We start from the raw sequence: 21,164 nt of genomic DNA on the forward strand, positions 1-21,164 counted from the left end.
CGCGCGCTCGCGGACCTCAGGTGAGAACTTGTTCGACTTGTTCATGGCTCCATCTTCTCAAAGGTTGGAGCCTCCACAATTCCCGGGCCGGTTCAGTCAGGCGCTGGGGCACGGCGCGAGCCTCGTACTTCAAATCCAGCACCACCTTGTCGGCCACGGCCTCGTTGAACTTGTAGGTGTGGATGAAGGTGCCAAACACCTCGCGCGTGGTTTGCTTGTCGCGGCGCAGCAGCGGCGTGCCCGTGAAGCCGATGAACACGGCGCTGGCCAGCCACCGCTTCATCTGCTTGTTCATGTCGCCGCCCTGGGTGCGGTGGCATTCGTCCACGAACACATAGAAGCGGCCCGCCAGGCGGGGCGGCTCGCCCTTCAGGTCAGCGGCGTCGATCTTGTGGATCAGCGCGCACATCAGCCGTGGCGACGGCGCGCCCAGCTTGTCCAGCAAATCGCGGCGCGACAAGATGCGGGGCGATGGTGCCTCAGACCCGATCACCCCGGCGTTGCGCATCACGCCTTCGATTTGCTTGTCCAGCTCGTCGCGGTCGGTGATGACCAAGATGCGCGCGTTGGGGTCGTGCTCTAGCAGCCACTTGGCCAGCAGCACCATCAAGATGCTTTTACCGCTGCCCTGGGTGTGCCAGATCACGCCGCCCTCGTGCCGGGCCAGGCGCTCTTGCGCGGCTTTCACGCCCTCGTATTGATGCAGGCGCGGCACCTTTTTCTGGCCACCGTCAAAGATCACGAAATTGCGGATTAGGTCCAGCAGCCGGTGGGGTGCCAGCATTTGCAGCAAGGGGCCATCCAGCAAGGCGCCTTCGGCCAGGTTGGCATCGCTTTCAACGGCGGGGTGGTGCTTCCACTCCACAAAGAACTTTTCAGGCGTGCCCGTGGTGCCGTAGCGCAGGCCTTGCGAATCGCTGCCCGCCAGCACCAGCTGCACGGTGCTGAAAAAGCCCAGGTTGAAGATCTCTTCCTGGTTGGTGATGAGCTGGCGGATGCCATTGGCCACGTCCACCGAGCTGCGCTTGAGTTCCATCACCACCATGGCGATGCCGTTCACGTACAGCACGATGTCGGGCCGGCGCTCATGCCCGCCTTTGAGGGTGACCTCTTCGGCCACGGCAAAGTGGTTGTTGCTGGACGTGGCCCAGTCGATCAAATGCACCGTTTCGTGCGGCACGCCTGCGGCCACTTGTACCGGCACGCCATAACGCAGCAGTTGGTAGGTGCGCAGGTTGGCCTGGTACAGGGTGATGCCCGTGGCATCGGCCGCCGCCATCAGCTTTTGCAGGGCTTGGGCGATTTGCACGCTTGAATAACCGCGCTGTTGCAGGTTGGCGCGCAGCAGATCGGGCTCGATGCAGCGGTTGCCCTCGCGCTTGGTCCAGTCGCCCAGGTTGGCGTAGCCCAGGCCGCCCGCGCTGGTGGGCGCCGTGAGGCGGGCGATGACGCGGTTTTGGGTGACCCGTTCAGGGCGCAAGGCGGGGGGCATGGCTCAGTCCTTGGGGGTGGTGGGCAGGCTGACTTGCCCGGTAACTTGCACGGTCACTTGCCCGGTGAGTGGGTCGCTGACTGGGTCGGCAACTGGTGCGGTGACTGGGTCGCTGACTTCGAGGGTAACTTCGGGGGGCACATAGGGGGTGAGTTGTTGGGCTACTTGCGGGGTGACTTGGCGGGTGACTTGCGGGGTGAACTGGTGCTGGCTGTCTTCACCACGGGCCAGAATTTGGATGAGGTCGGATTCGGTCATGGCACCTGCCCCGTTTCATCGAGGCTGGCCGAGCCTGACAAGCGCTGCCGCGCCGACTCGATCGACTGTTGCAACTTGGCCTGCAAGGCCTCCCTGGGCGGCAAGACCGTCAGGTACTGGGCCACGTGGATGCCGCTTTGGCCCAGCTCCAGCAGTTCAATTTGCTCCTGCTTTTTGCCCGTGCACAAGATGATGCCCAGGGGTGGGTTTTCATCGGCCTCTTGCTCGTGCTTGGCCAGCCAGCGCAGGTACAGCTCCATCTGGCCTTTGTGCTCGGGGCGGAAGTCACCGATCTTGAGCTCTACCGCCACCAGGCGCTTGAGCTTGCGGTTGTAGAACAGCAGGTCGATGTAGAAGTCGTCGTTGTCGATCTGCAGGCGCTTTTGCCGCGCCACAAAGGTGAAGCCCGCGCCCAGCTCCAGCAAAAACTGCTCCAACTCGCGCAGGATGGCGTCTTCCAGGTCGCGCTCCAGGTAGCGGTCGTTCAGGCCCAGGAAGTCCAGCACATAGGGGTCTTTGAGCAGCAGTGCCGGGCTGGGCTGCTGTTCTTGCCGCAGGGCCTGCAGTTCATGGCGAATGGTTTCTTCGGGTTGACGCGAGATGGCGCTGCGCTCGAAAAGAAGGGATTGCAGGCGATCTTGCAACTGGCGCACGCTCCAGCGCTCCAGGCGGCACAGCTCGGTGTAGAAGTCGCGTTTCAAGGGCTCGTCCACCGCGGCGATGAGCCGCAGGTGTGACCAACTCAATTCGGCACACAGCGTGTGCACTATCGCTGCGTCGGGGTAGCGCTCGGCAAAGCGGATGCACAGCCGCAGGTGGCGCACGCCCCAGCCGCGCCCGTAGGCGGCCGACAACTGCTGCGCCAGCGCAGGCACGATGGCCTCGCCATAGCCGGCGCGCTGGCTGCCCAGGATGTTGCGGTGGATGCGCTGGCCCACCTGCCAGTACAGCAGGCTCAACTCCGCGTTGACGGCCACCGCCGCCCGCTGGCGTGCGGACTCGATCAGCTGCCGCAGTTCGGCGACCAGGTCGTGGGGCATGGGGGTGGCATCGGCCTTTGTCATACCAGGCGCGTCCTTCCGGTCAGCAGCTCTTGCATCATGCCTTGCTTGATGGCGCGGGTTTTGGCGAGGCGGGATTCGAGGGCGGACAGGTCGGTGTCCATGCCCGAAAGTGCGCTGGCTATCGCAATTTGTTCTTCAAGCGCTGGACATGGCACAGGCGTATTGCGGATCAATCCCGTATTGAGATTCATCTGCGACCCAGTTTGACCATGCTTTGCCCATGCAGGCTCAATCCACTGTAGTACGTGGTAGAGGAAGTGCTTGTCTGCACGAGGAGAGTCAAAAACCACAAACCCGTCGTGAATACAGACGTCAATCGCCGTGATCACTGGTCGGCCAACCGTTGCACAGATGCTCATGATCAAGCTTCCCCGCTCAACCGGGCGACTGTGCTTGATCCCTTGTTGAGACAGGCGCTGCGTCGTCTCGTTTAAATACATGCCTGAAGAGGTGACGTCAGAAATACGAACCCAGCCAACGGAAGAGTTCGTGTCAAACCAAACAGGACTATCAATCGGCCTCGGCGATGCGCCTCTCTGGATTTCAGCAAGATTCCCTAATGTCTCAGTTGACCACTCTTCACTGAACCCCGGCAAGCGAGTTTGGCCGGTGAGGAGTTGCTGCATCGCGGCCTGTTTGATGTCGCGCTTCTTGGCGATCAGCCGCTCCAGCCCGGCGATCAGGGCATCGACGTTGGAGAGGGCGGTGGCGATGGCGCGTTGTTCGGCCAGGGGCGGAACGGGATACTGAAAATCCACTGCATCGCTGATGTTGAACTGCTTTTGTGCGGTGCCGTACTGCACGGACTCAATGCGGCTTCGGCCATAACTTGAATTCATCAAGTGACATAGCCAAGTCGAATCAAATGATGGATGGCTACGGACGATCATCATTGACGCACAGTTGCTACCACTGTATTCCCGTGGGATAACAGCGGTAACCCCAGGGTCGCCGACGCGAACCGTCACGAGATCACCGGCATAGATGCGAGATGCGGGGAGCCGCTCATTACTTGCGGTCGAAATTCGTCGAGCACCGTTCCAGTCGATCCGGTTTTCGGCGACATTGGACCCGACTAGCATTGGTACCGTCCCCTTTGTGTCGAAGTAGGTGGAAGGATTGATTACTAAACCGACTGATTGATTGGGTGAAATATCTCGCAGGCGCTTTACATCCCAATCAGTCGGGATTACTCCGATCTCAGTGCGGCGGTATTCAGCCTTTACCAAATACCGTGCTGGTGGTTCGTGGGCTTCCGACGTCATGCCGCCGTCCCCATGCGCTGCAAATGCGCTCCCACCTTGCCCGACAGCGCCTCCACCTCATCCACCAGTTCCGGCAAGGGCTGCGCATACCGCTCGGCCAATTCCCGAATCCGCCGCGTCAGCGTCTGGCTCACGCGGTCCAGCTCACCCTGCACATCGGCATTCATGCGCGCCAGCCATTTGTCGCTCACCACCAGTTGCTGAATCTCGGCCCCGCTGAGCTGGGCGTAGTGGTCATGCGCCCATTGGTCCAGCTGCGCGTCCAGCTCTTTCACGCGCTTTTTCAAGCTGGCTTCATCGGCGTTGAGCTTGAGCCAGCTGTTCAGCACCTTCAATTCAAGAGCACTGTTGTCGTCTTGTTGCGGGTCGGCCTTAACTTCTTTGATGCGGTCTTTCACCGCCGCAGCGTTGATCTTGTCGTAGCCGGCAAACACCGCATCGTCTCCGCTGTGTTCTTCTTCCAGCTCGGTGATGGAGCTGCTGGTGGCGTCCAGCTTGGCTTGTTCGGCTTCTAGTGCGGCTTGTTGGGCGGCAAAGTAGCGGGCCACCACCAGGGCCTTGGGCACCAGCTCGCAGGCCCAGCCTTTGTCTTTTTTCTTGCCTTTTTTGTCGGTCTCGATGATGCGGGTGGGCTTGGCCACCCAGCCGTCTTGGGTCACGGCGTAGGCGTCGTCTTGCATGGCCTGCGCCCAGTAATCCATCAGGTGTTGGTACACGCTGTAGGCGTCCACCAGCGGAGCGGGTTTGAAGGTGGCCAGCAGGTCTTCAGACAGTTGTTCGATGAAGGCTTTGGGGTGGTCGCCCACCTCCAGGCCCTTCATGCGCGGCTCGTTGCGCGCTTGCCAGGTGGCAAACAGTTGCGTGGCCTTGGCCTGAAAGGCGGTGAACTCGGCATGGCCCAGGATGGCGGCTTTGACCTCGGCCACGGGTTGCTGCAGCTGGCTGTAGCCTTCGCGAAGCGGCTTGAACAAGGTGGCGCGCAGCGTGGGCATGACCTGCCAATAGGGGCCCAAGGTGCTGCCTTCGCCAAACAGGTCGCGGTCAGGGATGCCGCCGCTCAGGTGGGCGCTGAGGTCTTGGATGTCTTCTTGCTCGCTGCTGTCGATGTAGCGCGGCAGGTTGAGGTTGAAATCGTTCTTGTCGCTGGCGATTTCGCTCAGGGGCACCATGCGTGCATAGCCAGGTACATCGGCCATCTTTTGGAACACATCGACGATGCGGTGCAGGTCTTGCTCGCGCAGGCGGTTCTTGTTGCCGTCTTTGATGAAGCCTTTGCTGGCGTCGATCATCATCACGCCCTTGCGTGCGGATGCATTTTCTTTGTCCAGCACCAAGATGCAAGCGGGGATGCCAGTGCCATAGAACAAGTTGGCAGGCAGGCCGATGATGCCTTTGAGGATGCCGCTGTTCAGCAATTGCTTGCGGATCACGCTTTCTGCATTGCCGCGAAACAGCACGCCGTGCGGCAAGATGCAGGCGGCCTTGCCGGTGGCTTTCATGCTGCGCACGATGTGCAGCAGGTAGGCGTAGTCGCCCTGTTTGGCGGGGGGCTCGCCCCAGGCAAAGCGCTGGTAGGGGTCGGTGGCTGGGGTGAGGCCGGTGCTCCAGGCCTTGTCGCTGAAGGGCGGGTTGGCCACCACGTAGTCGTAGGTGCGCAGTTGCTCGCCATCTTTGAACTTCGGGCTGGCCAGGGTGTTGCCGCTCACGATGTTGGCCGTGGGGAAGTCGTGCAAGATCATGTTCATGCGCGCCAGGCCGGCGGTGGTCACGTCCTTTTCTTGGCCCTCCAGCGTGATCTTGTTGCCGGCCTCGGCGGCCACCTTCAGCAGCAGCGAGCCTGATCCGCAGGTCGGGTCATAAGCGGTGGTGCTGGCGCGGGTGTTGGCGGGCGAGATGCCAATGACCTTGGCGATCACGCGGCTCACTTCAGAGGGCGTGTAGAACTGGCCTTTGCTCTTGCCGCTCTCAGTGGCGAAGTGGCGCATGAGGTATTCATACGCATCGCCGAGGATGTCGTCGTGCTCGGCGCGGTTTTGCGAGAAATCCAGCTCGGGCTTTTGGAAGATGCTGACCAGGTTGCTCAGGCGCTCGACCATCTCTGCGCCGGTGCCGAGCTTCTCGGGGTCGTTGAAGTTGGGGAAGTCGCTGCGGGCCAGGCGGCTGTTCGCGTCGATCAGCGGCTGGATGATGTCGGTGTTGATCTTGTCGCCAATGTCGGCTTTACCCTTGAGGGCGATCATGTCCTTGAAGCTGGCGCCGGGTGGGATGACCACAGGCGGGGCGAAGTCATCAGAGTCAGCGTACTTGTCGCTGATGTACTTGATGAACAGCATGAACAGGACATAGTCTTTGTACTGGCTGGCATCCATGCCGCCGCGCAGTTCATCGCAGCTGGCCCAGAGGGACGAATAGAGGTCGGATTTTTTGATGGCCATGGGCGGGAATGGTGTCTGGGATTTTCGAGCCTTGAGCCCCGCGATTGAAGGGGGTCAGACACGTCCGAATGATTCCTTGATGGTTGCACGCTGAGGCAACACGACCCACCAAGTGGCCAAGGTGCTGCTGCGCTTGCGCGACGAAGCCAGCGGCATCGGGCTCCGTGTCACTTTGTCTTTTTCACCGGATTCTATGGGGCGGCAGGCCCACGTCTCGTGCCCCCTGATGCGTGGCGTTGCCGAGGGCGCCTGGTTCCGCCCCGTGCGGTCCCAAGCCCCGCGCAAGCGGTACGCCGCACATCACCCGGCCGCTTGAGCACGTCCCGGCTGTCGGCAACCCGACAAAAGCCACAGCGGCGGGTCACGTCGTGGATCGAGGTTTTATTTCAATGGAATCAATGACTTGAAACATTGAATCCGGGTGGCACAGGCTTTGCAGAATGGGACTCATCCCCTCCAGGAGTCCGCTGTGAGTCACCCGTCCCATCCGCTGCCAGGCATCACGATCAACGACACGACGTTGCGCGACGGCGAGCAGACCGCGGGCGTGGCGTTCACCGACGACGAGAAGCTGGCCATCGCCGCGGCCCTGGATGCCGCCGGCGTGCCGGAGATGGAGATCGGCATCCCGGCGATGGGCGAACACGAGGTCGAGCTGATCCGGGCGATCGCCGGCTCGGTGCAGCGGGCCCGCACCATGGTCTGGGCCCGCATGACGGACCGCGACGTGACGGCGGCGCTGCGCTGCGCGGCCGACATCGTTCACGTGTCGATCTCGGTGTCGGACCTGCAGATCGAGCGCAAGCTGCGGCGCGACCGGGCCTGGGTGCTGGAGACGCTGCGCCGCACGGTCGCCGACCTGGTCGACGGCGGCGTGACCTGCAGCGTGGGCTTCGAGGATGCGTCGCGGGCCGACCCGGACTTCCTGGCCCAGGCGGCCGTGCTGGCGCAGCGCTGCGGCGCGGTGCGGGTGCGTTATGCCGACACCATGGGCGTGCTCGACCCCTTCCAGGCCCGCGAGCGCATCGCCCGCCTGCGCAGCGCGATCGACATCGGCATCGAGGTCCACGCGCACAACGACCTGGGGCTGGCCACCGCGAACACGCTGGCGGCCGTGCTGGGGGGCGCGACCCACGTGAGCACCACCGTCAACGGCCTGGGCGAGCGCGCCGGCAACGCGGCGATGGAGGAGGTGGTGATGGCGCTGCGCCACCTGCACGGCCTCGAGTGCGGGGTCGACACGGCCCGCCTGCCGGCCATCAGCGCGCTGGTGGCGGCCGCCTCGGGGCGGCCGGTCGCGCCGGGCAAGTGCATCGTCGGCGACGCGGTGTTCAGCCACGAGTCGGGCATCCATGTCGACGGCCTGCTGAAGGACCGCCGCACCTACGAGACCTTCGCGCCGGAGGAGGTGGGCCGCCACCACCGCCTGGTGCTGGGCAAGCACTCCGGCTCGGCCGGCGTGATCAACACCTACGCGCAGCTGGGTCTGCCGGTGGCACCGGATCAATTGCCGGAGCTGATCGACTGCATCCGCGCGCATGCCATGCGTGTCAAGCGCGAACCCTCGGCCGCCGAGCTGACGGGTTTCTACGTCGAGACCTGCACCCCCGCACCGGGCGTCGCCCGTGCATGAATCCCGATCGACCCCAGCGGAGTATTGAGCCATGGACAGCCTGACCCAACGCCTGAAGGCCCTCTCGAGCGCAGAGGACTTCCTGGTCTTCTTCGGTGTGCCCTACGAGGAGCGGACCGTGCACGTGAACCGCCTGCACATCCTCAAGCGCTTCTACCAGTACCTGCACAAGGCCACCGACCTGGCCGGTCTCGATGACCTGGAGATGTTCCGCCGCTACCGCGAGCTGCTGATCCAGGCGCACGGCGACTTCGTGCACTCGTCGGCGGCCCAGGAGAAGGTGTTCAAGGTGTTCCAGAACACCGACGGCCAGCAGCACGTGGCCGTGAGTTCGCTGCGCGACAGCCTGGCCGATCGCCGCCGTGCGGCGGCCCCGGCCTCCGCTTCTTCCACCCCGCTGTCGAACGCGGCCTGAGCGCCTGCGCCACAGGAGACACCACCATGCACATCGTCGTCTGCATCAAGCAGGTGCCCGACTCGGCCCAGATCCGGGTCCACCCGGTGACCAACACCATCATGCGCCAGGGCGTGCCGGCCATCGTCAACCCCTATGACCTGTTCGCGCTGGAAGAGGCCCTGCGCCTGAAGGACAAGTTCGGCGGCCGCGTGACGATGCTGTGCATGGGTCCGCCCCAGGCCGAGGACTCGCTGCGCAAGTGCATCAGCTTCGGCGCCACCGACGCCATCCTGGTGACCGACCGGGCCTTCGCCGGTGCCGACACGCTGGCCACCAGCTATGCGCTGACCGCCGCGATCCGCAAGATCAGCCAGGAGCAGCAGGTGGATCTGGTGTTCACCGGCAAGCAGACGATCGACGGTGACACCGCCCAGGTCGGCCCGGGCATCGCCAAGCGCCTGGGGTGGAACCTGCTGACCTATGTCAGCAAGATCAACGAGGTCGACCTGGACGGCCGCTCGATCACCGTGGAGCGCCGCGCCGAAGGCGGCGTGCAGCGCCTGCAGACCACGCTGCCCAGCCTGATCACCATGCTCGAGGGCACCAATGAGATGCGCTTCGCCACCATGGACGACATGCTGCGCGCCGCGCGCGTGCCGGTGCGCCGGTGGAACAAGGACGACGCCGGCATCGAGGACATCACCAAGATCGGCCTCAAGGGCAGCCCCACCATCGTCAGCAAGGTGTTCGCGCCCAAGGCCCGCAGCCAGCGCGCCGAGATGCAGGCGGTGGACGACGGCACCAGCGTCAACGACGTGTGCCTGAACCTGCTGCAGAAGATCTTCACCACCCACCCGACGCTCGAGCAAGAGACCGTCGAGCGCCTGAGCGCCTGAGCCCCGCCCCATCCAGAGGAGAAGACACATGGCCGAACCCGACAAGCCCGCAATGGCGGCCGCCGCTGCCGCCGGCGCCGCGAAGACCGCCGGCCGCAGTGGCCGCAGCACCGAACTGCCCGAGCACCTGAAGGTCTACAAGGGCGTGTGGGTGTTCATCGAGCACGACCGTGGCCAGGTGCACAGCGTCAGCTGGGAGCTGATGGGCGAGGCCCGCAAGCTGGCCGACAAGCTGGGCGTCGAGGTGAGCGGCGTGCTGCTGGGCGGCCCGGCCGACAAGCTGGAGGATTACGCCAAGGAGGCCTGCGTCTACGGCGCCGACCACTGCTACATCATGCGCGACCCGGTGCTGCAGGGCTACCGCAACGAGCCCTACACCAAGGGCCTGACCGACCTGGTCAACCAGCACCAGCCCGAGATCATGCTGCTGGGCGCCACCACCATGGGCCGCGACCTGGCCGGCTCGGTGGCCACCACGCTGGGCACCGGCCTGACGGCCGACTGCACCGAGCTCAACATCGACGGCCGTGCGCTGGCGGCCACGCGCCCCACCTTCGGCGGCTCGCTGCTGTGCACGATCATGACGCTGGCCTACCGCCCGCAGATGGCCACGATGCGCCCGCGCACCGCGCCGATGCCGCGCCGCGACGAGAGCCGCACCGGCGGCATCACGACGATGGCGCTGGGCATGATCGAGACGGACATCGTCACCAAGCTGCTGGAATTCATTCCCGACGCCAACCGCAACACGATCAACCTGGCCTACGCCGACATCATCGTCACCGCGGGCAAGGGCCTGAAGAACGCCGACAACTGCAAGCTGGTGTGGGACCTGGCCCGGGTGCTGGGTGCCGAGGTAGGCGCCACCCGCGCGGTCACCCAGGCCGGCTGGATGGACGCCGAGCGCCAGGTCGGCCAGACCGGCAAGACCGTGCGCCCCAAGCTCTACATCGCCGCGGGCGTGTCGGGCGCGATCCAGCACCGCGTGGGCATGGAAGCCTCGGACGTGATCGTCGCGATCAACACCGACCCGAACGCACCGATCTTCGACTTCGCCCACCACGGCATCGTCGGCAACGCGATGCAGGTGCTGCCCGTGCTGACGGAGGCCTTCCGCAGCTTTCTCGACAAGCGCATCCGGAAAGTGGCTTGACCACCCCCTGCGGCCGCTCAGTCCAATCCAGGAGATCTCCAATGGCAGAGAAGTTTGACGCGATCGTGGTGGGGGCCGGGCCTTCGGGCAACGCCGCCACCTACACGCTGGCCAAGGCCGGCCTGAAGGTGCTGCAGATCGAGCGGGGCGAGTACCCGGGCTCGAAGAACGTGCAGGGCGCGATCCTGTACTCGGACGCGCTCGAGAAGATCATTCCCGACTTCCGCGACGACGCGCCGCTGGAGCGCCACATCATCGAGCAGCGCATGTGGATGCTCGACGACCGGAGCTTCGTCGGCACGCACTACCGCAGCGAGGACTACAACAAGCCGCCGTACAACCGCTACACCATCATCCGCGCGCAGTTCGACAAGTGGTTCAGCTCCAAGGTGCGCGAGGCCGGTGCGCTGCTGATCTGCGAGACCACCGTGGAGCAACTGCTGATGGACGGCGACAAGGTGGTCGGCGTGCGCTGCGACCGCATGGGCGGCGACGTCTTCGCCGACGTGGTGATCCTGGCCGACGGCGTGAACTCGACGCTGGCGCGCAAGGCCGGCTTCCACGGCGAGATCCTGGCCAAGAACGTCGCGCTGGCGGTCAAGGAGATCCTCTTCATGCCCGAGGAGGTGATCCAGCAGCGCTTCAACATCGGCGAGGAAGAAGGCGTGGTCATCGAGCTGATGGGCTCGGTCACCGAGGGCATGGTCGGCACCGGCTTCCTCTACACCAACAAGGATTCGCTGACCATCGGCGTGGGCTGCATGCTCAGCGACTTCAAGACCAACCCCAGGCGCACCGCGCCCTACGAGCTGCTCGAGAAGCTCAAGAAGCACCCGTCGATCGCCCCGCTGATCGCCGGTGGCGAGATGAAGGAATACGCCGCCCACCTGATTCCCGAGGGCGGCTTCAACGCCATCCCGCAGATCTACGGCCACGGCTGGATGATCGTCGGCGACTCGGGCGGCTTCGTCAACGCGGCCCACCGCGAGGGCTCCAACCTGGCGATGACCACCGGCCGCCTGGCCGCCGAGACGGTCATCGCGGCCAAGGCCGCCGGCCAGGAGATGTCGGCCCGCACGCTCAAGGCCTACAAGGCCGCGCTCGACGAGAGCTTCGTCATGAAGGACCTGCACAAGTACCGCAACATGCCCGACATGCTGCACGGCAACCCGCAGTTCTTCACCACCTACCCGACCCTGGTCAACCAGGCCGCGCAGACGATGTTCACCGTCGACGGCGTGGACAAGAAGACCAAGGAGAAGGAAGTCCTGGGCAGCTTCAAGGCCGCCCGCAAGTTCACCGGGCTGATCGGTGATGCGTTCAAGGTCTGGAGGGCCGTGCGATGAGTGCTGCAACTGTCGTGAATGTGGAAGAGAAGCTCTTCCAGAACCGCTACAAGGTCGACCACGGTCGGCCGCACATCCAGATCAAGGATGCGGCGGTCTGTGCCAATGACTGCCAGTCGCAGTCGTGCACCTATGTCTGTCCGGCCAGCTGCTACAAGGCCGAAGGCAACCGCAACGTGACGCTGATCACCGACGGCTGCCTCGAGTGCGGCAGCTGCCGGGTGATCTGCACCGAGCACAGCAACGTGGCGTGGGAATACCCGCGCGGTGGCCACGGCATCCTGTTCAAGTTCGGCTGAGAGGGCGCTCCATGAACGATGTCGAGCTTTTCCTCGCCCACGCCATCCAGCTCGAGCGCGAGGCCGCGCGCCGCTACGAGGAACTGGCCGCCGCCATGCAGACCGAGGGCAATGCGGCGCTGAAGGTGTTCTTCGCCCGCATGGCCCATTTCTCGCGCAAGCACCTGGCCGAAGCCACCGCCCGCGGCGGCTTCCGCGAGCTGCCGGTGCTGCGGGACGACGAGTACGACTGGCCCGAAGGCACCTCGCCCGAGACGGCCGACTGGGTCGGGGTGGATGCCCAGATGGATCCGCGCCAGGCGCTCGCGCTCGCGCTCGGCAGCGAACGGCGCGGCCATGCCTACTACGCGGCCATCGCCGCGACCACGTCCGACCTGGAGCTGTGTGGCCTCGCCGGCGAGTTCGCCGCCGAGGAGGCGCAGCACATCGTCGAGCTCGAAAAGCTGATCGCCCAGCACACGGCCACGGCCTGACGCCCCCGCTTCTTCAACCTGGACAGGACCTTCGACCATGCCCCGCCCGACCCGACATGTCTTCGTCTGCAGCCAGCAGCGCCCGCCTGGACATCCGCGCGGCTCCTGTGCCGCCAAGGGCGCCTCGGCGCTGCTGCAGGCCTTCTGGGCCGAGCTGCAGAAGCGCCAGGCCTACGACCACGTGGCCATCACCTACTCGGGCTGCATGGGGCCCTGCGAAGGGGGCCCGAACGTGCTGGTCTACCCCGAAGCGGTGCTCTACCAGGGCATCAAGACCGAGGACGTGACCGAAATCTTCGACAGCCACCTTGAGCAAGGTCAAGTCGTCGAGCGTCTGCAGGCCGACAAATCGATCTGGTAAGACGACAACTTGCGCCATATCAAGTCAATTTTCCGTTTTCCGTTCTGGCCGGCCTGCCCTCGCGAGAGGTCAGGCCGGCTTGCTTCTTGCGCACGACACGTCCGTCTGATGCCTTTCGCCACCAGCGTGCCCGGGCTGGGGCATCGGACACGATGCGCAGGCACCGTGCCGCACCGGCACGATGCCCACCCTGTTCCAAGGAGGTGCCCCTGATGCTTACCCGGACATCGATGAACGAACGGTCTCATCTGGAGCTCAGCACGGTCTACGAGATCTGCCGCATCCTGGGCTCCTCGCTCGACATCTCCCGCACCTTCAGGGCGGCGCTCAACGTGCTGTCGGTGCAGCTGTCGCTGCCGCGCTGCATGATCGTCATGGCGGGTCACGACGAGGCCGACGTGCTGCTGCACGTGCACAGCTCGGTGGGGCTGAGCCGCGAGCAGGCCGAACGTGGCGCCTGGTCCTATGGCGAGGGGGTGATCGGCCATGTCTACGCCTCGGGCATGCCGGTGGTGGTGCCCGACGTGGCCCAGGCCCCCGAGTTCATCGACCGCACCGGCGCCTTCGGCGGCGAGCGTGATCGCATGATGGCGTTCGTCGTCGTGCCGCTGAAGACCGAGCGCTCGGTCGTCGGCGTGCTGGCGGCCCAGCGTGAGGTGCAGGGCGGCGCGCGCCTGTCGGACGACCAGCGCATCCTGACGATGGTCGCCACGCTGCTGGCCCAGTCGGTGGCGCTGCACAGCGCGGTGCGCGACGAGCACCAGCGCCTGCTGCAGGAGACCACCCGGCTGCAGAAGGCGCTGCAGCGCGAGCCGCGCGGGCGCTATTCGCTGGACAACGTGATCGGCGAGTCCCGGCCGATGCAGCAGGTGTTCACCGAGGTGCACCAGGCCTCGCCGTCGCGGGCCACCGTGCTGCTGCGTGGCGAGAGCGGCACCGGCAAGGAGGCCGTGGCGCGGGCCATCCACCACCTGTCGCCGCGCAAGGACGCGCCCTTCATCAAGGTGAACTGCGCGGCGCTGACCGAATCCCTGCTCGAGAGCGAGCTGTTCGGCCACGAGCGGGGTGCCTTCACCGGCGCGGTGGGCGACCGCAAGGGCCGCTTCGAGCTGGCCCACAACGGCACGCTCTTCCTCGACGAGATCGGCGACGTCTCGCCCGGCTTCCAGGCCAAGCTGCTGCGGGTGCTGCAGGAGCGCGAATTCGAGCGGGTCGGCGGCACCAAGGCGATCAAGGTCGACGTGCGGCTGATCTGCGCGACCAACCGTGACCTGGAGAAGATGGTGCAGCGAGGCGAGTACCGGGCCGACCTCTACTACCGCATCAACGTGGTCTCGATCTTCCTGCCGCCGCTGCGCGAGCGGCGCGCCGACATCCCGCCGCTGGTGTCGCACTTCCTCGACCGCTTCAACAAGGAGAACCGCCGCCAGCTCAAGGTCACGCCCGAGGCGATGAAGGTGCTGACCAGCTGCTACTGGCCGGGCAATGTGCGCGAGCTGGAGAACTGCATCGAGCGCACCGCCACCATGGTGCAGGGCGAGCTGATCCGTGACCTGGCCTTTCCCTGCAAGCAGAACCGCTGCCTGACGCAGACGCTGCACTACCTGGACAAGGCCGACGCGGTCGCCCCGGTGAGTCCCGCCGCCGCCGCCCCGGCCGTGCCGCTGCCCATGCCGCGGATGCCGGTGCGCAGCGAGCCGCCGGCCGTCGACTTCGAGGGGGACGAGGCGTTCGAGGACGACGACGGCCTGCCGGCACCTTTCCACGAGCACGGCGAAGTCACCCGGATCGGCCCGACCGAGCAGCTGCCCGCCTCGCCGCGCCAGTTCGGCAGCGAGCCGCCCTCGAGCGAGCGTGACCGGCTGATCTGGGCGATGGAGCAGTGTGGCTGGGTCCAGGCCAAGGCCGCGCGCCTGCTGCGCATCACGCCGCGCCAGCTCGGTTATGCGCTGCAGAAGTACCACATCGAGGTGCGCAAGTTCTGAGGAGGCGGCCGGATGAAAAAAGCCACGAGGGCAGGCGGACCTGCTGCTCGTGGCTGGTGACCGTGCCGGGCTCCGGCCGGAGGTTCGACCCGTGGCATCGCTGCCGCGGCTCCTGCCGGATCCCGTGCGGATCGGGAGAGGATCAGAACGCGGTGCGCAGGCCGGCCTGCACCACACGCTTCTGCGAGATGTAGTCCTTCAGGTCGCCGGTGGCCACGCTGAAGCTGGAGTACAGGAAGGTGTTCTTCGACAGGCCGTAACGCGCGCCGAGGGCCACCTTGCCCAGGTCGGCGTTGGCGCTGCCAGCCGACTCGTACTTCACCTTGCTGTAGTTCAGGCCGAACAGGAACTTGTCGACCGGCAGTTCGGCGCCGAAGGTGTAGCCCGAGCTCTTGGTGACCGTGAAGGTGCTGGTCGTGGTGACCACCGGAGCGGCCGTGACGACGAAAGCGCCATTGCCGCTGTTGGCGGCCAGGTCCTTGTTGCGCTGCAGGCCGCCCAGCAGCTTGAAGCTGCCGAAGTTGTAGTTGGCCGCCAGCGTCAGCGACTTGTTGACGTTGTCGCCGGTCGTGCGCGACTTGTTCCACTCGTAGGACAGCGCGGCAGCGGCCGGGCCGCTGGCGAAGCCCAGCTTGACGCCGTGGAAGCGGTCGGCCGAGCCTTCACCCGGGGCGGCCTGCACGGCGGCCTGGAAACCACCGAAGCTCGGGGTCTGGTACTGCACGATGTTGTCGGCGCGCGGTGCGTTCAGGAACATCGGCAGGGCCTTGCCCATGTTGGTCACGCCGGTGCCCGGGTTCAGGGTCAGCGCGTTGCCGAAGGGGTTGCTCATGCCGAGCACCGAGTCGCTCAGGATGTACTGGCGGCCCAGGCGCACTTCACCGGCGGCAGCCGACGACAGCGACAGGAAGGCCTGGCGACCGAAGGCGCGGCCACCTTGAGCCTGCGTGCCGTTGTCGGCCAGCAGGCCGCTTTCCAGCACGGCACCGGCCTTCAGGCCGTTGCCCAGGTCTTCGGCGACCCGCACGCCCCAGCGCGAGCCGTTCATGCCGTTGACCGTGCCGTCGTTCATCGTGGTGAGGTCGCCCACGCCGGTCTTGCTGCCGGCCGAGGTGTTGGTCACGTTCAGGTCGACCAGACCGAACAGGGTCACGGTGGACTGGGCATGGGCCGAGCCGCACAGGGCCAGGGCGATGGCGGACAGGCGCAGGACTTGTTTCATCGGGATTTCCTCGTGAAGGTGGGACATTCAGGTCGGCGATGGTGATCAGCCCGCCCCTTGGCCTCAATCAAGGCAAACCCCCTGCTGTCTGGAATTGCTGACAGTATTGACAGGACGGCCGCCTTCGGCTTGCTCGGGCACACTCCCTGTCCTGCGCCCGGTGGGGGTGATGGCGTCGGTCGGTCCATGGATTTCAAGCAACTCGAATATTTCGTCGGCGTGGCCGAGCACCGCAGCTTCAGCCGGGCCGCCGTGTCGCTGGGCATCGCCCAGTCGGCCCTGAGCCGCCATGTGCGCGCGCTGGAGGTGGAGCTGCGCGAGACGCTGCTGACCCGCACCGGCCGGGGCGTCGAGCTGACCGAGGCCGGCCAGCGCCTGTTCGAGCACAGCGTGGCCATCCTGCAGCAGCTGGAGCAGGCGCGCGCCGAGATGAGTTCGACCCGCGACGAGCCGGTCGGGCGCATCACCCTGGGCCTGCCGCCCAGCATGGGTCGCCAGCTGACCCTGCCGCTGATCGACGGTTTCCGGCGCCAGCTGCCGCAGGCCCGGCTCGCGGTGGTCGAGGGCCTGTCGACCCACATCACCGAATGGATCACCTCCGGGCGGGTCGACGTGGGCCTGCTCTACAATCCCGAGCCCCATCAGGGGCTGGAGCTGCAGCCCCTGCTGACCGAGACGCTGTGCCTGGTCGAGCGGGTGGCGCCGGTGCCGGGCGGGCCGGCGTGGCCGTCCCGGGCGGCCGTGCCGCTGGTCGACCTGCCACGTTATCCGCTGATCCTGCCAGAGCGGGCCCACGTGATCCGCAGGCAGCTGGAGAACCAGGCCGCGCTGGCCGGCCTGCGCCTGGACATCGCCTGGGAGGTCTCCAGCGTCGCGGCCATCATCGACCTGGTCTGCGCCGGCCACGGCCATGCGGTGCTGACGGCCAGCGCGGTGTCCTCGTCCGGGCGCGCGGACGAGCTGGTGGTGCGCCCGCTCGTCGAGCCGGCGCTCAACAGCGTGCTGTGCCTGGCCACGCCGGCCCACAAGCGCAGCACCGCGCTGATGCGCCACGCCAGCCAGCTGCTGCAGGCGCTGGTGCGCAACCTGCCGCAGGCCGCCGCCGCGGCGTCCCGGCCGGGTTGATCCGATTCATCAAGGGTTTACCCTTGAGTTATCTCGTTTCGAGATAACAGCTATGGTGGGCAGGCACTAGGTGCCGGGCGGTTGCGGCGAAAGAATGCAGCTCCGTCCAGCCTGGTAGCCCCATGAAGACCAAGATCCGAGGCATTTCGTCGATGGCCACCCGTCAGGTGCTGGCCGATCTGGTGGCCGCGTTCGAGCGTGAGTCGGCCTGTGCGGTCACGATCGAGTCGGTCGGCGGCGTGGATGCGGCCCGACGGGTGCAGGCGGGCGAAGCCTTTGACGTGGTCATCCTCGCCAGCGACGCGATCGACAAGCTGATCGCGGCCGGCCGCCTCGACGCGGGCAGCAAGGTGGACTTGGTGCACTCCGGCGTGGCCGTCGCCGTGCGCGCCGGCGCCGCGCAGCCCGACCTGGGCTCGGAAGAGGCCGTCAAGCAGGCTGTGCTCAGCGCACGCAACCTCAGTTATTCCACCGGCCCCAGCGGCGTGGCGCTGGCCAGGCTGTTCGAGCGCTGGGGCATCGCCGATGAGATCCAGTCCCGCATCGTCACCCCGCCTCCGGGCATTCCGGTGGGCTCGCTGGTCGCCAGCGGCGAGGTCGAACTCGGCTTCCAGCAGCTCAGCGAGCTGATCAACCTGGCGGGCATCACCGTGGTCGGCCCGCTGCCACCGGCCATCCAGATCACGACCACCTTCTCCGCCGGCCTGTGCCCGGATTCGGCCCAGCCCGAGGCCGTGCGCTCCTTGCTGGCCTTCCTGAGCTCCCCCGCCACGGCCGACGCCAAGCGCCGCCAGGGCATGGACCCGGCCTGAGCCGCTGCGCTCCCCAACGATTTTTCTGCCCCGACAGGACCCGCCATGAGCCAAACCAAGCCCCTGATCATCGACGTCCACGGTCACTACACGACCGCTCCCGCTGCACTGGGCGCCTGGCGCGACCTGCAGATCGCCGCGCTCAAGGACCCGAGCCAGAAGCCCAGCGCCTCGTCGCTGAAGATCAGCGACGACGAGATCCGCGAGACCATCGAGACCAACCAGCTCAAGCTGATGAAGCAGCGCGGCTCGGACCTGACGATCTTCAGCCCGCGTGCCAGCTTCATGGCTCACCACATCGGTGACTTCGAGACCTCGTCGACCTGGGCGGCGATCTGCAACGAGCTGTGCTTCCGCGTCAGCCAGCTGTTCCCCGACCACTTCATCCCGGCCGCGATGCTGCCTCAGAGCCCGGGCGTGGACCCGGCCACCTGCATCCCCGAGCTGGTCAAGTGCGTGGAGCAGTACGGCAACGTCGGCATCAACCTGAACCCGGATCCGTCGGGTGGCCACTGGACCTCGCCCCCGCTGAGCGACAAGAGCTGGTACCCCATCTACGAGAAGATGGTCGAGTACGACATCCCGGCGATGGTCCACGTCTCGACCAGCTGCAACAGCTGCTTCCACACCACCGGATCGCACTATCTGAACGCCGACACCACCGCGTTCATGCAGTGCCTGACCAGCGACCTGTTCAAGGACTTCCCGACGCTGAAGTTCCTGATTCCCCATGGCGGCGGCGCGGTGCCCTACCACTGGGGCCGCTTCCGTGGCCTGGCTCAGGAGCTGAAGAAGCCGCTGCTGAGCGAGCACCTGCTCAACAACATCTACTTCGACACCTGCGTGTATCACCAGCCGGGCATCGACCTGCTGACCAAGGTGATCCCGGTGAAGAACATCCTGTTCGCCTCCGAGATGATCGGCGCGGTGCGCGGCATCGACCCCGAGACCGGCCACTACTACGACGACACCAAGCGCTACGTGGCGGCCACCGCCAACCTCAATGACGAGGAGCGCTACCAGATCTACGAAGGCAACGCCCGCCGCGTCTTCTCGCGCCTGGACACCGCCCTGAAGGCCAAGGGCCTCTGAACTCTGGCCCCCGGGGCGCCGGGTACGGCGCCCCGGCGGGACCCGCAAGCTGATCAAACAAAGGATTCCGTCATGTACGAACTCGGCGTCGTTTACCGCAACATCACCCGCGCAGACCGGGCAGCCGCGGATGGCCTGGCCGCGCTGGGCTCGGCCACCGTGCACGAGGCCATGGGCCGCGTCGGCCTGCTCAAGCCCTACATGCGCCCGATCCAGACCGGCGTGCAGGTCAGCGGCACGGCCGTGACCGTGCTGCTGCAGCCCGGTGACAACTGGATGATGCACGTCGCGGCCGAGCAGATCCAGCCGGGCGACATCGTGATCGCCGCCGTCACCGCCGAGTGCAGCGACGGCTACTTTGGCGACCTGCTGGCCACCAGCTTCCAGGCGCGTGGCGCCCGCGGCCTGATCATCGATGCCGGCGTGCGCGACGTGAAGACGCTCAAGGAGATGAACTTCCCGGTCTGGTCCAAGGCCATCAGCTCCAAGGGCACGATCAAGGCCACGCTGGGCTCGGTCAACATCCCGGTGGTCTGCGCCGGCATGCTGGTCACGCCGGGCGACGTGATCGTGGCCGACGACGACGGCGTGGTCTGCGTGCCCGCCGCCCGCGCCGCCGCCACGCTGGCCGCGGCCATCAAGCGCGAGAGCTTCGAGGGCGAGAAGCGCGACAAGCTGGCCTCGGGCGTGCTGGGCCTGGACATGTACAAGATGCGCGAACCGCTGGCCGCCGCCGGCCTGAAGTACATCGACTGAAACGACGATCCGGACGCTGTCCGGATGGCCCACCTGACCTGCCGGTGGACGACCCCAGAGCCCCCTCGAAGGCCCGGTCGCACCGGTTCCACCTGACCGATGACGGAGACACGACGATGAACACTTCCTTCAAGCTGGCTGCGGCCACCCTGGCTGCCCTGACCCTGATGGCGGGCGGCGCCCATGCCCAGGACTTCCCGACCAAGCCGGTGCGCATCATCACGCCCTTCCCGGTCGGGGGCGGTCCGGAAGCGGTGGTGCGCCTGGTGGCCGAGAAGCTGCAGAAGATGTGGGGCAAGCCGGTCATCGTCGAGAACCGCCCCGGTGCCAACGGCTTCATCGCCATCGACGCGTTCAAGCAAGGGGCCAAAGACGGCCACGACCTGATCCAGCTCGACAACGTGCACCTGGTGGCCTACCCGCACCTGTTCAAGAAGCTGCCCTACGACGCGGCCAAGGACTTCGACGTCCTGCTGCCGCTGTTCCGCACCTACTTCTTCGTCACCGTCGCCTCCGACAGCAAGTACAAGACCGTGGGCGACATCCTGGCCGAGGCCAAGGCCAAGCCGGGGGCGCTGAACTACGGCTCCTGGTCGGTGGGCAATCCGGTGCACCTGGGCACGGCGCTGCTGGAGTCGATGACCAGCACCGAGATGCAGCACGTCATCTACAAGGAAACCTCGCAGCTCTACACCGGCGTGGCCAACGGCGAGCTGAACTTCGCGCTGGGCTCGCTGGCCACGGCCGGCCCGCTCTACCGCGGCGGCAAGCTGAAGTTCCTGGCGGTGACCGCACCCAAGCGCCACAGCGCCTTCCCCGACATCCCGACGGTGTCGGAGTCGGGCGGCCCGGCCGGCTACGAAGTGACCGGCTGGACCACGATCGCCGCCCCCAAGGGCCTGCCCAAGGCGGTGGCCGACAAGATCCAGCGCGACATCGAGAAGGCCCTGGCCGAACCCGACATCGCGCAGCGTTACGCCACCTTCGGCTACGAGCAGTTCCCGACCACCCGCGAGCAGTTCACCAGCTTCGTCTCGTCGGAGTCGGCCAAGTACGCCAACGTGATCAAGCGCGCCAAGGCGTCGCTGGACTGAAATCCG

20 protein-coding genes are annotated in these 21,164 nt (G+C 65.9%); 14 read left to right on the forward strand and 6 right to left on the reverse strand.

What is annotated here, in order from left to right; all coding sequences use genetic code 11:
- Positions 1 to 16: 16 nt before the first annotated feature.
- Genes C7444_RS19390 through C7444_RS19410 form a run of 5 tightly spaced genes read right to left on the reverse strand, consistent with a single transcriptional unit; the run spans position 17 to position 6,514 of the window.
- A complete protein-coding gene (locus tag C7444_RS19390) occupies positions 17 to 1,492 on the reverse strand; it encodes a type I restriction endonuclease subunit R (protein ID WP_110402509.1) in 1,476 nt (491 codons plus the stop codon).
- Between the two features lie 3 nt (positions 1,493 to 1,495).
- Entirely contained in the window at positions 1,496 to 1,750 is a 255-nt protein-coding gene (locus C7444_RS19395) for a hypothetical protein (RefSeq protein ID WP_110402510.1), read from the reverse strand.
- Complete coding sequence (locus C7444_RS19400) at positions 1,747 to 2,790, reverse strand: PDDEXK nuclease domain-containing protein (RefSeq protein ID WP_375136945.1); 1,044 nt, start codon at positions 2,788 to 2,790, stop codon at positions 1,747 to 1,749. The genes C7444_RS19395 and C7444_RS19400 overlap by 4 nt, the downstream gene beginning before the upstream one ends.
- Before the next feature lie 20 nt (positions 2,791 to 2,810).
- Positions 2,811 to 4,079, reverse strand: a complete 1,269-nt coding sequence (locus tag C7444_RS19405; RefSeq protein WP_110402512.1) for a restriction endonuclease subunit S — start codon at positions 4,077 to 4,079, stop codon at positions 2,811 to 2,813.
- On the reverse strand, positions 4,076 to 6,514 hold the full coding sequence (locus C7444_RS19410; protein ID WP_110402513.1) for a type I restriction-modification system subunit M: 2,439 nt from the start codon (positions 6,512 to 6,514) through the stop codon (positions 4,076 to 4,078). Before C7444_RS19410 ends, C7444_RS19405 begins: the two co-directional genes overlap by 4 nt.
- Positions 6,515 to 6,983: 469 nt before the next feature.
- On the opposite strand from C7444_RS19410, the gene nifV reads away from it, so the two are divergent.
- From nifV to nifA, 9 genes are all read left to right on the forward strand, one after another.
- Entirely contained in the window at positions 6,984 to 8,147 is a 1,164-nt protein-coding gene (nifV, locus tag C7444_RS19415) for a homocitrate synthase (protein ID WP_110402514.1), read from the forward strand.
- 31 nt (positions 8,148 to 8,178) lie between these two features.
- Complete coding sequence (gene nifW, locus C7444_RS19420; protein ID WP_110402515.1) at positions 8,179 to 8,562, forward strand: nitrogenase-stabilizing/protective protein NifW; 384 nt, start codon at positions 8,179 to 8,181, stop codon at positions 8,560 to 8,562.
- 26 nt (positions 8,563 to 8,588) lie between these two features.
- Complete coding sequence (locus tag C7444_RS19425) at positions 8,589 to 9,440, forward strand: electron transfer flavoprotein subunit beta/FixA family protein (RefSeq protein ID WP_110402516.1); 852 nt, start codon at positions 8,589 to 8,591, stop codon at positions 9,438 to 9,440.
- A 28-nt stretch (positions 9,441 to 9,468) separates the two neighbouring features.
- Positions 9,469 to 10,593, forward strand: coding sequence for an electron transfer flavoprotein subunit alpha/FixB family protein (locus C7444_RS19430; protein ID WP_211317607.1), 1,125 nt, complete (start codon positions 9,469 to 9,471; stop codon positions 10,591 to 10,593).
- A 41-nt stretch (positions 10,594 to 10,634) separates the two neighbouring features.
- Entirely contained in the window at positions 10,635 to 11,939 is a 1,305-nt protein-coding gene (locus C7444_RS19435; protein WP_110402517.1) for an FAD-dependent monooxygenase, read from the forward strand.
- Complete coding sequence (locus C7444_RS19440; RefSeq protein ID WP_110402518.1) at positions 11,936 to 12,238, forward strand: ferredoxin family protein; 303 nt, start codon at positions 11,936 to 11,938, stop codon at positions 12,236 to 12,238. Before C7444_RS19435 ends, C7444_RS19440 begins: the two co-directional genes overlap by 4 nt.
- 11 nt (positions 12,239 to 12,249) lie before the next feature.
- The gene (locus C7444_RS19445) at positions 12,250 to 12,711 is read left to right on the forward strand and encodes a ferritin-like domain-containing protein (RefSeq protein WP_110402519.1); all 462 of its coding nucleotides are present in this window, start codon (positions 12,250 to 12,252) and stop codon (positions 12,709 to 12,711) included.
- A gap of 37 nt (positions 12,712 to 12,748) precedes the next feature.
- The gene (locus tag C7444_RS19450) at positions 12,749 to 13,072 is read left to right on the forward strand and encodes a (2Fe-2S) ferredoxin domain-containing protein (RefSeq protein ID WP_110402520.1); all 324 of its coding nucleotides are present in this window, start codon (positions 12,749 to 12,751) and stop codon (positions 13,070 to 13,072) included.
- Between the two features lie 212 nt (positions 13,073 to 13,284).
- On the forward strand, positions 13,285 to 15,057 hold the full coding sequence (nifA, locus tag C7444_RS19455; protein WP_110402521.1) for a nif-specific transcriptional activator NifA: 1,773 nt from the start codon (positions 13,285 to 13,287) through the stop codon (positions 15,055 to 15,057).
- Between the two features lie 142 nt (positions 15,058 to 15,199).
- Here the strand turns inward: nifA and C7444_RS19460 are convergent, their stop codons facing one another.
- Entirely contained in the window at positions 15,200 to 16,279 is a 1,080-nt protein-coding gene (locus tag C7444_RS19460; RefSeq protein ID WP_170130814.1) for a porin, read from the reverse strand.
- A gap of 186 nt (positions 16,280 to 16,465) precedes the next feature.
- On the opposite strand from C7444_RS19460, the gene C7444_RS19465 reads away from it, so the two are divergent.
- The 5 genes from C7444_RS19465 to C7444_RS19485 all read left to right on the forward strand — a co-directional run bounded on the left by C7444_RS19465 (position 16,466) and on the right by C7444_RS19485 (position 21,158).
- Positions 16,466 to 17,404 carry a LysR family transcriptional regulator gene (locus tag C7444_RS19465; RefSeq protein WP_110402523.1) on the forward strand — a complete coding sequence of 313 codons (939 nt, stop codon included), beginning with the start codon at positions 16,466 to 16,468 and terminating at the stop codon, positions 17,402 to 17,404.
- 122 nt (positions 17,405 to 17,526) lie between these two features.
- The gene (locus C7444_RS19470; RefSeq protein ID WP_211317608.1) at positions 17,527 to 18,216 is read left to right on the forward strand and encodes a substrate-binding domain-containing protein; all 690 of its coding nucleotides are present in this window, start codon (positions 17,527 to 17,529) and stop codon (positions 18,214 to 18,216) included.
- Between the two features lie 63 nt (positions 18,217 to 18,279).
- Entirely contained in the window at positions 18,280 to 19,308 is a 1,029-nt protein-coding gene (locus tag C7444_RS19475) for an amidohydrolase family protein (RefSeq protein WP_110402534.1), read from the forward strand.
- 72 nt (positions 19,309 to 19,380) lie between these two features.
- A complete protein-coding gene (gene ligK, locus C7444_RS19480) occupies positions 19,381 to 20,064 on the forward strand; it encodes a 4-carboxy-4-hydroxy-2-oxoadipate aldolase/oxaloacetate decarboxylase (RefSeq protein ID WP_110402524.1) in 684 nt (227 codons plus the stop codon).
- Positions 20,065 to 20,180: 116 nt separating this feature from the next.
- Positions 20,181 to 21,158 (forward strand): Bug family tripartite tricarboxylate transporter substrate binding protein, encoded by a 978-nt coding sequence (locus tag C7444_RS19485; RefSeq protein WP_110402525.1) that lies wholly within the window; start codon positions 20,181 to 20,183, stop codon positions 21,156 to 21,158.
- The last annotated feature ends 6 nt before the right edge of the window (positions 21,159 to 21,164 follow it).

It is taken from the genome of Sphaerotilus hippei, from assembly GCF_003201595.1.
In the GTDB taxonomy this organism is placed as follows: Bacteria; Pseudomonadota; Gammaproteobacteria; order Burkholderiales; family Burkholderiaceae_C; genus Sphaerotilus; species Sphaerotilus hippei.

Bases quoted from the DNA above. Each gene is read 5' to 3' on its own strand.
- C7444_RS19390 (WP_110402509.1), bottom strand. From the start codon at position 1,492: ATGCCCCCCGCCTTGCGCCCTGAACGGGTCACCCAAAACCGCGTCATC.
- C7444_RS19395 (WP_110402510.1), bottom strand. From the start codon at position 1,750: ATGACCGAATCCGACCTCATCCAAATTCTGGCCCGTGGTGAAGACAGC.
- C7444_RS19400 (WP_375136945.1), bottom strand. From the start codon at position 2,790: ATGCCCCACGACCTGGTCGCCGAACTGCGGCAGCTGATCGAGTCCGCA.
- C7444_RS19405 (WP_110402512.1), bottom strand. From the start codon at position 4,079: ATGACGTCGGAAGCCCACGAACCACCAGCACGGTATTTGGTAAAGGCT.
- C7444_RS19410 (WP_110402513.1), bottom strand. From the start codon at position 6,514: ATGGCCATCAAAAAATCCGACCTCTATTCGTCCCTCTGGGCCAGCTGC.
- nifW (WP_110402515.1), top strand. From the start codon at position 8,179: ATGGACAGCCTGACCCAACGCCTGAAGGCCCTCTCGAGCGCAGAGGAC.
- C7444_RS19425 (WP_110402516.1), top strand. From the start codon at position 8,589: ATGCACATCGTCGTCTGCATCAAGCAGGTGCCCGACTCGGCCCAGATC.
- C7444_RS19430 (WP_211317607.1), top strand. From the start codon at position 9,469: ATGGCCGAACCCGACAAGCCCGCAATGGCGGCCGCCGCTGCCGCCGGC.
- C7444_RS19435 (WP_110402517.1), top strand. From the start codon at position 10,635: ATGGCAGAGAAGTTTGACGCGATCGTGGTGGGGGCCGGGCCTTCGGGC.
- C7444_RS19440 (WP_110402518.1), top strand. From the start codon at position 11,936: ATGAGTGCTGCAACTGTCGTGAATGTGGAAGAGAAGCTCTTCCAGAAC.
- C7444_RS19445 (WP_110402519.1), top strand. From the start codon at position 12,250: ATGAACGATGTCGAGCTTTTCCTCGCCCACGCCATCCAGCTCGAGCGC.
- C7444_RS19450 (WP_110402520.1), top strand. From the start codon at position 12,749: ATGCCCCGCCCGACCCGACATGTCTTCGTCTGCAGCCAGCAGCGCCCG.
- nifA (WP_110402521.1), top strand. From the start codon at position 13,285: ATGCTTACCCGGACATCGATGAACGAACGGTCTCATCTGGAGCTCAGC.
- C7444_RS19460 (WP_170130814.1), bottom strand. From the start codon at position 16,279: ATGAAACAAGTCCTGCGCCTGTCCGCCATCGCCCTGGCCCTGTGCGGC.
- C7444_RS19465 (WP_110402523.1), top strand. From the start codon at position 16,466: ATGGATTTCAAGCAACTCGAATATTTCGTCGGCGTGGCCGAGCACCGC.
- C7444_RS19470 (WP_211317608.1), top strand. From the start codon at position 17,527: ATGAAGACCAAGATCCGAGGCATTTCGTCGATGGCCACCCGTCAGGTG.
- ligK (WP_110402524.1), top strand. From the start codon at position 19,381: ATGTACGAACTCGGCGTCGTTTACCGCAACATCACCCGCGCAGACCGG.
- C7444_RS19485 (WP_110402525.1), top strand. From the start codon at position 20,181: ATGAACACTTCCTTCAAGCTGGCTGCGGCCACCCTGGCTGCCCTGACC.